The organism is Demequina iriomotensis (assembly GCF_000971395.1).
In the GTDB taxonomy this organism is placed as follows: domain Bacteria; phylum Actinomycetota; class Actinomycetes; order Actinomycetales; family Demequinaceae; genus Demequina; species Demequina iriomotensis.
Genome location: NZ_BBME01000017.1, coordinates 34,965 through 48,502, shown reverse-complemented (window position 1 = coordinate 48,502; position 13,538 = coordinate 34,965). Strand labels below are relative to the sequence as shown.

Here is a 13,538-nt window from a genome sequence, read left to right as displayed (position 1 = left end):
TTGGTGCCATGCGAATCGGACTTCTCACGGGCGGCGGAGACTGCCCCGGCCTGAACGCTGCGATCAGGGCGGTGGTGAAGAGGGGGACCTCGGAGCTCGGCTGCTCGATCGTCGGGTTCAACAACGGCTGGCAGGGGGTGATCGACGGCGATGCGCGTCCCATGACGCGTGACGACGTCTCGGGCATCCTGGTGCACGGCGGCACGATGCTCGGCACGGCCCGCTGCCACCCCCACAAGGTCGAGGGCGGCATGGAGGCCGTCCAGGAGACGTTCGAGAACGAGAAGCTCGACGGCTTCATCTGCATCGGCGGCGACGGCACCCTCAAGGCGGCCGGCAAGGTGTCGAAGGCGCTGGGTGTGCCCGTGATCGGCATCCCCAAGACGATCGACAACGACGTGGTGGGCACGGACATGGCGATCGGCTTCGACACCGCGGTGTCGATCGCGACCGAGGCGATCGACCGCCTCCACTCGACCGCGGAGTCGCACAACCGCGTCATGGTGGTCGAGCTGATGGGCCGCCACAGCGGCTGGATCGCCGTGACGGCCGGCATCGCGGGCGGAGCGGACATCATCCTCGCGCCCGAGGAGCCGTTCGACATCGACGTCATCGCGAAGCGCATCAAGCACCGTCACCGCTACAAGAACTTCTCGATCGTGGCCGTCGCCGAGGGCGCCGTGCCTGCCGAGGGCTCGCACTGGACGGGCAAGCAGACGATCGACGAGAAGGGCAACCCGATCGCCGGCTCGATCGGCCACGAGGTCACCAAGGCGATCGAGGCCGCCACGGGCTTCACCACGCGCCTCACGGTGCTCGGCTACACCCAGCGCGGCGGCGTCCCGACCGCGGCCGACCGCCTGCTCGGCACCCGCATGGGCGTCGCGGCCATCGACGGCATCGTCGCGGGCGAGTCGCACAAGTTCACCGCGCTGCAGGGCGACCACATCGTGCTCGAGCCCTTCGACACCATGATGGGCAAGACCAAGTGGGTGCCCGAGGAGCTGCTCAGCGCCGCCCGCGGCCTCTGACCCGGCACGCCTCGCGGCGCGCCGCATTGCCTCGATCAGGGGCGACGAGGTAGCATGTTCGTTGGTCTGGCGCGCCCGCGTGCCCGGCCGCACATATCCATTCGATTCCCTGTCCACCGGAGCCATTCCTTAATGTCCGTTTCCACCCCCGAGTCCAGCATCGCCGTCAACGACATCGGAACCGCTGAGGACTTCCTCGCGGCCGTCGACGCGACCATCAAGAACTTCGACGACGGTGACCTTGTTGAGGGCACCATCGTCAAGGTCGACCGTGACGAGGTCCTCCTCGACATCGGTTACAAGACCGAGGGTGTGATCCCCTCGCGCGAGCTCTCCATCCGCCACGACGCCAACCCGGATGAGGTCGTCAACGTCGGCGACACCATCGAGGCGCTCGTCCTCACCAAGGAGGACAAGGAGGGTCGCCTGATCCTCTCGAAGAAGCGTGCGCAGTACGAGCGCGCGTGGGGCTCGATCGAGAAGATCAAGGAAGAGGACGGCGTCGTCTCCGGCACCGTCATCGAGGTCGTCAAGGGTGGCCTCATCGTGGACATCGGTCTGCGCGGCTTCCTTCCCGCCTCGCTCGTCGAGATGCGCCGTGTGCGCGACCTCGCGCCCTACATCGGCCAGTCGATCGAGGCGAAGATCATCGAGCTCGACAAGAACCGCAACAACGTGGTCCTGTCGCGCCGTGCGTTCCTCGAGCAGACCCAGTCCGAGGTGCGCTCGTCGTTCCTCACCGCTCTCGCCCCCGGCCAGCAGCGCAAGGGTGTCGTCTCGTCGATCGTCAACTTCGGTGCGTTCGTCGACCTCGGCGGCGTGGACGGCCTCGTGCACGTCTCCGAGCTGTCGTGGAAGCACATCGACCACCCGTCCGAGGTCGTCTCGGTCGGCCAGGAGGTCGAGGTCGAGGTCCTCACCGTCGAGATGGACCGCGAGCGCGTCTCGCTGTCGCTCAAGGCGACCCAGGAGGACCCGTGGGCGGTCTACGCCCGCACCCACGCGATCGGCCAGATCGTCCCGGGCAAGGTCACCAAGCTCGTCCCGTTCGGCGCGTTCGTGCGCGTCTTCGAGGGCATCGAGGGCCTCGTGCACATCTCGGAGCTGGCGACCCGCCACGTCGAGCTGCCCGAGCAGGTCGTGTCGGCCGACGAGGACGTCTTCGTCAAGATCATCGACATCGACCTCGAGCGTCGCCGCATCTCGCTGTCCATCAAGCAGGCCAACGAGGGTGTCGACCCGCAGGGCGAGGACTTCGACCCCGCGCTGTACGGCATGACCGCCGAGTACGACGCCAAGGGCAACTACGTCTACCCCGAGGGCTTCGACCCGGAGACGCAGGAGTGGCGCGAGGGCTTCGAGGAGAAGCGCGAGGCCTGGGAGGCCGAGTACGCCAAGGCGCACGAGCGCTGGGAGGCGCACAAGGCGTTCGTCGCCAAGCAGGACGCCGCGGCCGTCGAGGCCGAGACGGCCGCTCCGGCCGCGTCCGCGCCGCGCAAGGGCGGCCGCAAGGGCGACGCCCCCGCGTCGTACTCGTCGCACGACGAGTCGGCCGACATGGGCACGCTCGCCTCGGACGAGCGTCTCGCCGCGCTTCGCGAGAAGCTCACCGGCAACTAAGCGGTTCCCGTACGAAGGCCGTCACCCCTCGGGGTGGCGGCCTTCGTCGCGTCCGGGCTGGTTGGCGGCGCGCGCCCGGGCGTGTGAGACTTCACCCGTGCTACGCATCGGCCTCACGGGCGGCATCGCCTCGGGCAAATCCACCGCCTCCGCGCGCTTCGGCGCGCTCGGGGCCCACGTCATCGATCACGATGTGCTGGCACGCCGGGCGGTCGAGCCCGGGTCCGCGGCGCTGGTCGACATCGTCTCCGAGTTCGGCGACCGCGTGATCGCCGACGGCGCGCTGGACCGGCCCGCGCTCGCGCGCATCGTGTTCCAGGACCCTCACGCGCGGGAGCGTCTCAACGCGATCGTCCACCCGTACGTCATCGCGATGGGTGCCGCGGCCGACCGTCAGGCGCGACGCGACGGCGCGAGCGTGGTGGTGCACGACATCCCGCTGCTGGTCGAGAGCGGTCAGGGGCGGGACTTCGACCTCGTGGTGACCGTCGCGGCGCCCGAGGAGCTCCGGGTGCGGCGCATGGTGGAGTCGCGGGGCATGACGGCGGCCGATGCGGCGGCCCGGATCCGCGCGCAGGCGTCGGACCTCGAGCGCGAGGCCATCGCCGACGTGGTGCTCGACGGCTCGGGCCGCGTGGACGACCTGGACGCCCAGGTCGACGCGTTCTGGGCGTTGCACGTGCCGCGCTGACCCGCGCCGAGGGCGGCATCGCTCGCGACCCGCTGTCGGAGCCCCGGCGTACCGTAGTCGCATGAGCAGCCCCGACCTCCGCCGCAGCGAGGCACCGTTCCAGGTGATCTCCGAGTACCAGCCCTCGGGCGACCAGCCGAAGGCGATCGACGAGCTCGCGAGGCGGATCCAGGCGGGCGAGCAGGACGTGGTGCTGCTGGGCGCCACGGGCACGGGCAAGTCCGCCACCACGGCGTGGCTCGTCGAGCGTCTCCAGCGACCCACGCTCGTGATGGCGCACAACAAGACGCTCGCCGCGCAGCTGGCCAACGAGTTCCGCGACCTGCTGCCGAACAACGCCGTCGAGTACTTCGTCTCGTACTACGACTACTACCAGCCCGAGGCGTACGTGCCGCAGACGGACACCTTCATCGAGAAGGACTCGTCCATCAACGAGGAGGTCGAGCGCCTGCGCTACTCGGCCACCAACTCGCTGCTCACGCGACGCGACGTGATCGTGGTGTCGTCGGTCTCATGCATCTACGGCCTGGGCACCCCCGAGGAGTACATCCAGGGGATGGTCACGCTCGCGGTGGGCGACGTGGTGGACCGCGACTCGCTGCTGCGGGAGTTCGTGCAGATGCAGTACTCCCGCAACGACCTCGCCTTCACGCGCGGAACCTTCCGGGTCCGCGGCGACACCATCGAGATCATCCCGGTGTACGAGGAGCTGGCGATCCGCATCGAGATGTTCGGGGACGAGGTCGAGGCGCTCTACACCTTGCACCCCCTCACCGGGCAGGTGGTGGAGAAGCGCACCCAGGTGCATCTGTTCCCCGCGTCCCACTACGTCGCGAGCGAGCAGCGCATGAACGCCGCGGTCCGGACCATCGAGCTCGAGCTGGGGGAGCGGCTGCAGGAGCTCGAGAGGCAGAACAAGCTGCTCGAGGCGCAGCGGCTGAAGATGCGCACCACCTTCGACCTGGAGATGATGCGCTCGGTCGGCACGTGCTCGGGGATCGAGAACTACTCGCGGCACATCGAGCAGCGCGAGGCCGGCACGCCGCCGCACACGCTGCTCGACTACTTCCCGGACGACTTCCTGCTGGTGATCGACGAGTCGCACGTGACGGTGCCGCAGATCGGCGCGATGTTCGAGGGGGACACGTCGCGCAAGCGCACCCTGGTCGAGCACGGCTTCCGTCTGCCCTCGGCGATGGACAACCGCCCGCTCAAGTGGGGCGAGTTCCAGCAGCGCGTGGGTCAGACGGTGTATCTCTCGGCGACGCCGGGCAAGTACGAGCTCGAGCGGGCCGACGGCGTGGTGGAGCAGATCATCCGTCCCACGGGCCTCGTGGATCCGAAGGTGGTGGTGAAGCCCACGGAGGGTCAGATCGACGACCTCCTCGAGTGCATCCGGCAGCGCGTCGACAAGGACGAGCGCGTCCTGGTCACCACCCTCACCAAGAAGATGGCCGAGGACCTCACCGAGTACCTGGGCGATCGCGGCGTGCGGGTCGAGTACCTGCACTCGGACGTCGACACCCTGCGCCGCGTCGAGCTGCTCCGCGAGCTGCGCATGGGCCGCTACGACGTCCTCGTGGGCATCAACCTGCTGCGCGAGGGCCTCGACCTGCCCGAGGTGTCGCTCGTGTCGATCCTGGACGCCGACAAGGAGGGCTTCCTGCGCTCGGGGACGTCGCTCATCCAGACCATCGGCCGCGCCGCGCGCAACGTGTCGGGCGAGGTCCACATGTACGCGGACTCGATCACGGACTCGATGGCCTCCGCGATCGACGAGACCAACCGGCGTCGCGAGATGCAGGTCGCGTACAACGAGGCGAACGGGATCGATCCGCAGCCGCTGCGCAAGCGCATCGGCGACATCACCGAGATGCTGGCGCGCGAGGAGGCCGACACCGCCGATGCGCTCGAGCAGGCGAAGAAGGCTCCGACACCGGGCGGTAGCGGCAAGCACGCGCTGCTGGCCCAGCGCCCCGCGGAGGAGCTGTCGCAGCTGATCGAGGATCTGTCGGCCCAGATGAAGGAGGCGGCGGCCGAGCTCAAATTCGAGATCGCGGCGCGGCTGCGCGACGAGATCGGGGAGCTCAAGAAGGAGCTCCGGCAGATGATCAACGCCGGCTGAGGCGGGTGGCGCGCGCCCGCGCCACTACGATGATCCGGTGGAATCGACGACCGTCTGGCTGGTGACCATCCTTGGCGTCCTCGCGGTCGTCGCCTTCGACTTCCTCGTGGTGGTGCGCCGCCCGCACGAGCCTTCGTTCAAGGAGTCCGTGCGCTGGACCCTGTTCTACGTGGGCCTCGCGGTGGTGTTCGGCGTCACGATGATCGGGTGGGCCGGCGCGGACAAGGGCGTCGAGTTCTTCGCGGGCTACGTCACCGAGTGGTCGTTGTCCGTCGACAACCTCTTCGTGTTCCTGGTGATCCTCGCGCGCTTCCAGGTGCCGCCGCGATATCGCCAGCGCGTGCTCCTGTTCGGGGTGGTGCTCGCGCTCGTGCTGCGCGGCCTCTTCATCGCCGCGGGCGCCGCCGCGCTCCATGCGTTCTCGTGGGTCTTCTACCTGTTCGGCTTCTTCCTGCTGTGGACCGCCGTGAGCGTCGCGCGCGAGGGCGGTGCCGAGGAGGGCGAGGTCGAGTACAAGGAGACCGCACTCGTGGCCCTCGCGCGGCGGTTCCTGCCCGCGACCGATGGATACCGCGGCGGCGCCGTCGTGGTGAAGGAGCACGGCAGGCGTCTGGTGACGCCGCTGCTCATGGTGATGATCGCGATCGGCACCACCGACGTGCTCTTCGCGCTCGACTCGATCCCGGCGATCTTCGGCCTGACCGACGACCCGTACATCGTGTTCACCGCGAACGCCTTCGCCCTCATGGGCCTGCGCCAGCTGTTCTTCGTGGTCGAGGGGTTGCTGCGCCGGCTCGTCTACCTGTCCTACGGGCTCTCGGTGGTGCTCGCGTTCATCGGGATCAAGCTGGTGCTGAGCGCGCTGCACGAGAACTCGCTGCCGTTCATCAACGGCGGGGAGCCGGTCGCGTGGGCGCCGGAGATCCCCACGTGGATGTCGCTCGCCGTCATCGTCGTCGCCATCGGCGGTGCCGCGCTGGTGTCGGTCGTCGTGTCGGCGCGGACGGGCGAGGAGCTGCCGCGCGACCACCATCAGCGGCACGAGGACGCGCCCGAGCGCTGACGCGGCGGCGCGACGCTCAGGCGGTCCAGGGGCCGGCCGCGGGCCAGACGCGCACCGAGCAGCCGGTGACCAGCCCGGCGTCCTGGTAGGGGTCCTGCGCGAGCAGGCTCTCGACGGCCTCGGCGCTCTCGGCCTCGAACACGAGCAGGGCGCCCGGCTGGCCGGCGTCCTCATAGCGGCCGAACACCTTGGCGACGCCTTGCTCGGCGAGGCCGAGCAGCCAGGCGCGGTGCTCCGGGCGCAGCTCGTCGCGCTCGGCGGCGCGGTGGTCGTAGGCGTAGTGGATCGCGTAGAGGCTCATGCGGCCATCCTGCCCGATCGGGGCGGCGCGGGGCGCGAGCACGACACGCGGCTTCGAACGTGTGTTCGAAGCGATTTCCGCGTAGCATGGCCGGGTGAACGACCGTCTCCTCGTCCGCGGTGCGCGTGAGCACAACCTCAAGGGTGTCGACCTCGACCTCCCGCGCGACGCCCTCATCGTCTTCTCCGGGCTCTCCGGGTCCGGCAAGTCCTCGCTCGCGTTCGACACGATCTTCGCCGAGGGCCAGCGTCGCTACGTCGAATCGCTGAGCGCGTACGCGCGCCAGTTCCTGGGCCAGATGGACAAGCCCGACGTCGACTTCATCGAGGGCCTCAGCCCGGCGGTGTCGATCGATCAGAAGTCGACCAACCGCAACCCGCGCTCGACCGTGGGCACCATCACGGAGGTCTACGACTACCTCCGCCTGCTGTTCGCGCGCGTCGGCACGCCGCACTGCCCGGTGTGCGGCGAGGTCATCCAGGCGCAGACGCCGCAGCAGATCGTCGACTCGGTGCTCGCGCTGCCCGAGGGCACGCGCTACCAGGTGCTCGCGCCGGTGATCCGCGGACGCAAGGGCGAGTACCAGGACCTGTTCGAGGACCTGCAGCAGCAGGGTTTCGCGCGCGCCCGCGTCGACGGCGAGACGGTCCAGCTGACGGACCCGCCGCAGCTCGAGAAGAAGCTCAAGCACGACATCGAGGTGGTCGTGGACCGCCTGGTCGCGCGCGACGGCGTCCGCCAGCGCCTCACCGACTCGGTCGAGACGGCGCTGCGCATCGCGGACGGGCTCGTGGTCATCGACCCCGTCGACGGCGACATGGAGCCGCGCCGCTACTCCGAGAAGCGCGCGTGCCCCAACGATCACGTGCTCACGCTGGAGGAGATGGAGCCGCGCACCTTCTCGTTCAACGCGCCCTACGGCGCGTGCCCGCAGTGCACGGGCATCGGCATCAAGCTCGAGGTCGACCCCGACCTGGTGATCCCCGACCGCGACCTGTCGCTGCTCGAGGGCGCCGTCGCTCCGTGGGCGGCCACGTCCTCCGACTACTTCGGGCGGACGCTCACGGCGCTGGCGGACGACCTGGGCTTCTCGATGCACGCGCCCTGGAAGGACCTCCCGAAGGAGGCGCAGGCGGCGATCCTCACGGGCAAGGACTACAAGGTTCACGTGAAGTTCCGGAACCGCTACGGCCGCGAGCGGCAGTACACCACGGGCTTCGAGGGCGTGATCACGTGGATCGAGCGCCTGCACGGCCAGACGGAGTCGGAGTACTCGCGCGAGAAGTACGAGTCGTACATGCGCGAGGTCCCGTGCCCCGTGTGCCGCGGCGCCCGCCTCAAGCCCGAGGTACTCTCGGTGACCATCGGCGACAAGTCGATCGCCGAGGTCTGCGAGCTGTCGATCGCCGACGCGCGGGACTTCCTGCTGTCGGCCGAGCTCGACGAGCGCGGGCGGCACATCGCGGTGCAGGTGCTCAAGGAGATCGACGCGCGGCTGGGCTTCCTGCTCGACGTCGGGCTCGACTACCTCACGCTGGCACGCGCGGCGGGCACGCTCAGCGGCGGCGAGGCGCAGCGCATTCGGCTCGCCACGCAGATCGGCAGCGGGCTGGTCGGCGTGCTCTACGTGCTCGACGAGCCCAGCATCGGGCTCCACCAGCGCGACAACCGCCGCCTCATCGACACCCTGACGCGCCTGCGCGACCTGGGCAACACGCTCATCGTGGTCGAGCACGACGAGGACACCATCCGCACCGCCGACTGGTTGGTCGACATCGGCCCGGGCGCGGGCGAGCACGGCGGCGAGGTGGTCCACTCCGGCACGTACGAGGAGCTGCTGGTCAACGAGCGCTCGGTCACGGGCGCCTACGTGTCCGGCCGGCGCAGCATCGAGCTGCCCGAGTCCCGCCGGCCCGTCGACCCCCAGCGTCACGTGACCGTCGTGGGCGCACGCGAGCACAACCTGCGCGGCATCGACGTGCAGTTCCCGCTCGGGGTGCTGACCGCCGTCACCGGGGTGAGCGGCTCGGGCAAGTCGACGCTGGTGAACTCGATCCTCTACACGAGCCTCGCGAACACCCTCAACGGCGCCCGCCAGGTCGCGGGCCGCCACACGCGCATCACGGGCGTGGACCAGCTCGACAAGATCGTGCACGTGGACCAGGGGCCCATCGGCCGCACGCCGCGCTCGAACCCCGCGACCTACACCGGCGTGTGGGACAAGGTCCGCAAGCTCTTCGCGGACACGCAGGAGGCGAAGGTCCGCGGCTACGGCCCGGGGCGGTTCTCGTTCAACGTCAAGGGCGGACGATGCGAGGCGTGCTCGGGCGACGGCACGCTCAAGATCGAGATGAACTTCCTTCCCGACGTGTACGTCCCGTGCGAAGTGTGCAAGGGCGCCCGCTACAACCGCGAGACGCTCGAGGTGCGGTTCAAGGGCAAGAACGTGGCCGACGTGCTCGACATGCCGATCTCGGAGGCCGCGCACTTCTTCGAGGCGATCCCCGCGATCGCGCGGCACCTCACGACGCTCGTCGACGTGGGGCTCGGCTACGTGCGGCTCGGCCAGCCCGCGCCGACGCTCTCCGGCGGCGAGGCGCAGCGCGTCAAGCTCGCGTCCGAGCTCCAGCGGCGCTCGACGGGCCGCACCGTGTACGTGCTCGACGAGCCCACCACGGGTCTGCACTTCGAGGACGTGCGCAAGCTGCTCGGCGTCCTGCAGGGGCTGGTCGAGAAGGGCAACACGGTCATCGTCATCGAGCACAACCTCGACGTCATCAAGTCCTCGGACTGGGTGATCGACATGGGCCCGGAGGGCGGCTCGGGCGGCGGCATGGTGATCGCGGAGGGCACCCCGGAGCACGTGGCGGGCGTGGAGGAGTCCCACACCGGCACGTTCCTCGCGGAGATCCTCGGCACGCCCGCGCCCGTGTGATCCGTAGGCTGGCGACGTGACCGACCCCGCCTCGTACCGCCCGGCCGCGGGCACCATCCCGACCCAGCCGGGCGTGTACCGGTTCCGGGACCCGCACGGGCGGGTGGTGTACGTGGGCAAGGCGAAGAGCCTCCGGGCGCGGCTCGCGAACTACTTCCAGGACCCGGCGCAGCTCCACCCGCGCACGCGCGCCATGGTGACCACCGCATCGTCCGTCGAGTGGACGGTCGTGCGCAACGAGGTCGAGGCGCTCATCCTCGAGCACACGTGGATCAAGCAGTACGACCCACGCTTCAACGTGGTCTTCCGCGACGACAAGTCGTACCCGTACCTCGCGGTCACGCTCAACGAGACGTTCCCGCGGATCCAGGTGATGCGCGGCGAGCGCAAGAAGGGTGTGCGGTACTTCGGCCCGTACGCCAAGGCCTGGGCGATCCGCGAGACCGTCGACACGCTGCTCACCGCCCTGCCGGTCCGCACGTGCGCGCCTGGCGTGTTCCGCAAGGCGGAGCGCCAGGGGAGGCCGTGCCTCCTGGGCTACATCGACAAGTGCGCCGCGCCCTGCGTGGGCCGCATCTCCCCGGAGGACCATCGCGACCTCGCGGAGCGCGTGTGCCAGGTGCTCGCCGGCGACGCGAAGCCGCTGGTGCGCGACCTCACGGCGACGATGCGCGCGGCCGCCGAGCGCGAGGACTTCGAGGCGGCGGCGCGAGCGCGCGACCGCCTGCGCGCGCTCGACGCGGTGATGGCGCGCAACGCGATCGTGCTCGACCCCGGCGTCGACACGGACATCTTCTCCCTGGAGGACGACGAGCTCGAGGCGGCGGCGCACGTGTTCCACGTGCGCGACGGCCGCATCGCCGGCGAGCGCGGCTGGGTGGTCGACAAGCCCGAGCCGCTCGACGCGCCGGGCATGGTGAGCCGCCTGCTCGAGGAGGCGTACGGCGCCGCCGACGCGGAGGAGGTGCCGCCCGAGGTGCTCGTGCCGCACCTGCCGGAGGACGCCGCGAGCCTCACCGAGTGGCTCGGCGGGCTGCGCGGGTCCAAGGTGACGATGCGCGTGCCGGCGCGCGGCAAGAAGGCCGAGCTGGCGACCACCGGGCACGGCAACGCGGTCCAGGTGCTCGAGCAGCATCGGCTCAAGCGCGCCTCGGACCTCACGACGCGCTCGGCCGCGCTTCAGGAGCTGCAGGAGGCGCTCGGGCTCTCCGAGGCGCCGCTGCGCATCGAGTGCTACGACATCTCCCACACGCAGGGCACCAACCAGGTCGGCTCGATGGTGGTCTTCGAGGACGCGATCGCGCGCAAGCCCGAGTACCGCCAGTTCTCGATCGCCGATGCGGTGGACGACACGGCGGCGATGCACGAGGTCCTGTCGCGGCGCTTCCGGCGCTACCTCGAGGAATCGCAGCTGCCTCCGGAGGAGCGCGAGAGCGCGCGGTTCGCGTATCCGCCCCAGCTCGTGGTGGTCGACGGCGGCCTGCCGCAGGTCAACGCTGCACGTCGCACGCTTGACGAGGTCGGGGTGCCCGACATCGCGGTGGTCGGCCTCGCGAAGCGCCTCGAGGAGGTGTGGGTCCCGGGCGACGACTTCCCGGTCATCCTTCCGCGCGGCTCCGAGGCGCTGTACCTCCTCCAGCGGGTGCGCGACGAGGCGCACCGGTTCGCGATCAAGCACCACCGCGCCAAGCGGACCAAGGCGATGAAGGTGTCGCAGCTCGACGAGGTGCCGGGGGTCGGCCCGGGCCGGGCGAAGGCCCTGCTCACCCACTTCGGCTCCCTCGCGCGCCTGAAGGAGGCGTCGATCGAGCAGATCGCGCTGGTGCCCGGGGTCGGCGACGGCACGGCGCGGACTGTCTACCAGGCCCTCCACGGACAGGCTGGCATGCTGGAGTCATGATGGAAGAGGTCCCTCCGGTCACGTACCCCTCGGGCATCGCCCGGCCCATCTTCGATGTCACGGGCATCGACGCCGAGGTGATGGTGCTCACCGGGATGTCGGGCGCCGGGCGCACGCGCGCCGCGGCGGCGCTGGCCGACCTCGGCTGGTACGTGGTGGACAACCTCCCGCCGCAGCTGCTCGCCGGCCTGGTCGAGATGGTGGGCCGGGGCCGCTACGAGCGGTTGGCCGCGGTGGTCGACGTCCGGGGCGGCCACTTCTTCCAGGACGTCGAGGCGGTGCTGGACGATCTGGAGGCGCGCGGGATCGCGGTGCGGCTGGTGTTCCTCGACGCGTCGGACGCGACCCTGGTGCGCCGCTTCGAGGAGGCGCGCCGACCCCATCCGCTGCAGGGCGACGGCACCATCCTCGAGGGGATCGCGCGCGAGCGCACCGCGCTGGCGGCCGTGCGCGAGCGCGCGACCGAGGTGGTCGACACGTCGCGGCTCAACGTGCATCAGCTCCGCGACGTCATGACCGAGGTCGCGGGGGAGGGGGAGCGTCCCCTCCAGGTCAACGTGCAGTCGTTCGGCTTCAAGAACGGCGCGCCGCACGACGCCGACTTCGTCGCCGACGTCCGCTTCCTCGAGAACCCGCACTGGCAGCCCGAGCTGCGCCCCCTCACCGGGCTCGACGCGCCCGTGCGCGACTTCGTGCTCGCGTCGGACGGCGCCGCCGAGTTCGTCGACGGCTACGCCGCGGTCATCGCCGGGGTGCTGGACCGCTACCGTGCCCACGACAAGCACTCGGTCACCATCGGCGTCGGCTGCACCGGAGGCAAGCATCGTTCCGTCGCGATCGCCGAGGAGCTCGCGCGCGTCCTCCAGGAGCGCGGCTACCAGGTGCGCGTCACCCATCGGGACCGGGAGCGGCGATGACGGGCCCGCAGGTGGCCGCGCTCGGCGGCGGCCACGGGCTCTACGCGTCGCTCACGGCGCTGCGAGGCGCGTGCGAGGTGTTGACGGCGGTGGTGACGGTCGCCGACGACGGCGGCTCGTCCGGCCGCATCCGCGCCGAGATGCCCGTGCCTCCGCCCGGCGACCTGCGCATGGCGCTGTCGGCGCTGTGCGAGGACACCGAGTGGGGACGCACGTGGCGCGACGTTCTCCAGTGGCGCTTCGCCACCGGCGGCCCGCTCGACGGCCACGCGGTCGGCAACCTTCTGATCGCGGGGATCTGGGACCGTACCGGCGGCATCGTCGAGGGGCTCGACTGGGTCGCCCGGCTGCTGCGGTGCGAGGGCCGCGTGCTGCCCGTGTCGACCGAGCCGATCACGGTGAGCGCCGAGGTCGACTGCGAGGACGGCGCGATCCGCGTGGTCGGGCAGGTCGCCGTCGCCACCGCGCCGGGTCGGGTGCGGTCGCTCGCGATCGAGCCGCCGGATCCGGCAGTGCCCGCCGCCACGCTCGAGGCGATCGCGGAGGCCGACGCCGTGATCCTGGGGCCCGGCAGCTGGTACACGTCGGTCCTCACGCACTTCCTGGTGCCGCGCGTCGCGGCGGCGCTCGTCGAGGCGGGTCCGCGCACGATCCTCACCCTCAACATCGCGGACGAGGACGAGGAGACCGCGGGCACGGACCGGGCGGACGACATCGCGGCTCTGCGCGCCGCGGCGCCCGGGTTCTGCCCGGCGGTGGTGCTCGTGGACGCGTCGGAGGACGATACGGCGCTCCGGGTGTGCGTCGAGGAGTGGGGCGCACGGTACGTGGCCGCGCCGATGCGCGAGCGGGGGACGCTGGACCGGCACGACGTCGAGCGGCTCCGCGAGCAGTACGAGGCGCTCATCGCATGGGTGAGGAGCGGCGGCGCGCGGGTCCGGTGAGTGATGCCATG

Annotated in this window: 10 protein-coding genes; 9 read left to right on the top strand and 1 reads right to left on the bottom strand. The window is 70.5% G+C overall.

Annotated elements, in window-relative coordinates:
• Window positions 1-8 precede the first annotated feature (8 nt).
• The 5 genes from AOM09_RS11965 (at window position 9) to AOM09_RS11945 (ending at window position 6,530) form a co-directional block, all read left to right on the top strand.
• Window positions 9-1,031, top strand: a complete 1,023-nt coding sequence (locus AOM09_RS11965; protein WP_062388765.1) for a 6-phosphofructokinase — start codon at window positions 9-11, stop codon at window positions 1,029-1,031.
• A gap of 132 nt (window positions 1,032-1,163) precedes the next feature.
• Entirely contained in the window at window positions 1,164-2,651 is a 1,488-nt protein-coding gene (gene rpsA, locus AOM09_RS11960) for a 30S ribosomal protein S1 (RefSeq protein ID WP_062388761.1), read from the top strand.
• 97 nt (window positions 2,652-2,748) lie between these two features.
• Window positions 2,749-3,342, top strand: a complete 594-nt coding sequence (gene coaE / locus AOM09_RS11955) for a dephospho-CoA kinase (RefSeq protein ID WP_062388758.1) — start codon at window positions 2,749-2,751, stop codon at window positions 3,340-3,342.
• 61 nt (window positions 3,343-3,403) lie between these two features.
• Complete coding sequence (gene uvrB, locus AOM09_RS11950) at window positions 3,404-5,467, top strand: excinuclease ABC subunit UvrB (RefSeq protein WP_062388756.1); 2,064 nt, start codon at window positions 3,404-3,406, stop codon at window positions 5,465-5,467.
• A gap of 37 nt (window positions 5,468-5,504) precedes the next feature.
• A complete protein-coding gene (locus tag AOM09_RS11945) occupies window positions 5,505-6,530 on the top strand; it encodes a TerC/Alx family metal homeostasis membrane protein (RefSeq protein WP_062388753.1) in 1,026 nt (341 codons plus the stop codon).
• A 16-nt stretch (window positions 6,531-6,546) separates the two neighbouring features.
• Here AOM09_RS11945 and AOM09_RS11940 read toward each other — a convergent pair whose 3' ends face one another.
• A complete protein-coding gene (locus tag AOM09_RS11940; protein ID WP_062388750.1) occupies window positions 6,547-6,831 on the bottom strand; it encodes a YciI family protein in 285 nt (94 codons plus the stop codon).
• A gap of 94 nt (window positions 6,832-6,925) precedes the next feature.
• Between AOM09_RS11940 and uvrA the strand changes: the two genes are divergently transcribed.
• From uvrA to AOM09_RS11920, 4 genes are read left to right on the top strand one after another with little or no spacing between them, the layout of a single operon-like run.
• Window positions 6,926-9,766 (top strand): excinuclease ABC subunit UvrA, encoded by a 2,841-nt coding sequence (uvrA, locus tag AOM09_RS11935; RefSeq protein WP_062388747.1) that lies wholly within the window; start codon window positions 6,926-6,928, stop codon window positions 9,764-9,766.
• A 16-nt stretch (window positions 9,767-9,782) separates the two neighbouring features.
• Window positions 9,783-11,666 carry an excinuclease ABC subunit UvrC gene (gene uvrC, locus AOM09_RS11930; protein WP_062388744.1) on the top strand — a complete coding sequence of 628 codons (1,884 nt, stop codon included), beginning with the start codon at window positions 9,783-9,785 and terminating at the stop codon, window positions 11,664-11,666.
• Window positions 11,663-12,583 carry an RNase adapter RapZ gene (rapZ, locus tag AOM09_RS11925; RefSeq protein WP_062388742.1) on the top strand — a complete coding sequence of 307 codons (921 nt, stop codon included), beginning with the start codon at window positions 11,663-11,665 and terminating at the stop codon, window positions 12,581-12,583. Before uvrC ends, rapZ begins: the two co-directional genes overlap by 4 nt.
• Window positions 12,580-13,527, top strand: coding sequence for a gluconeogenesis factor YvcK family protein (locus AOM09_RS11920; RefSeq protein ID WP_062388737.1), 948 nt, complete (start codon window positions 12,580-12,582; stop codon window positions 13,525-13,527). Before rapZ ends, AOM09_RS11920 begins: the two co-directional genes overlap by 4 nt.
• Window positions 13,528-13,538: the final 11 nt, after the last annotated feature.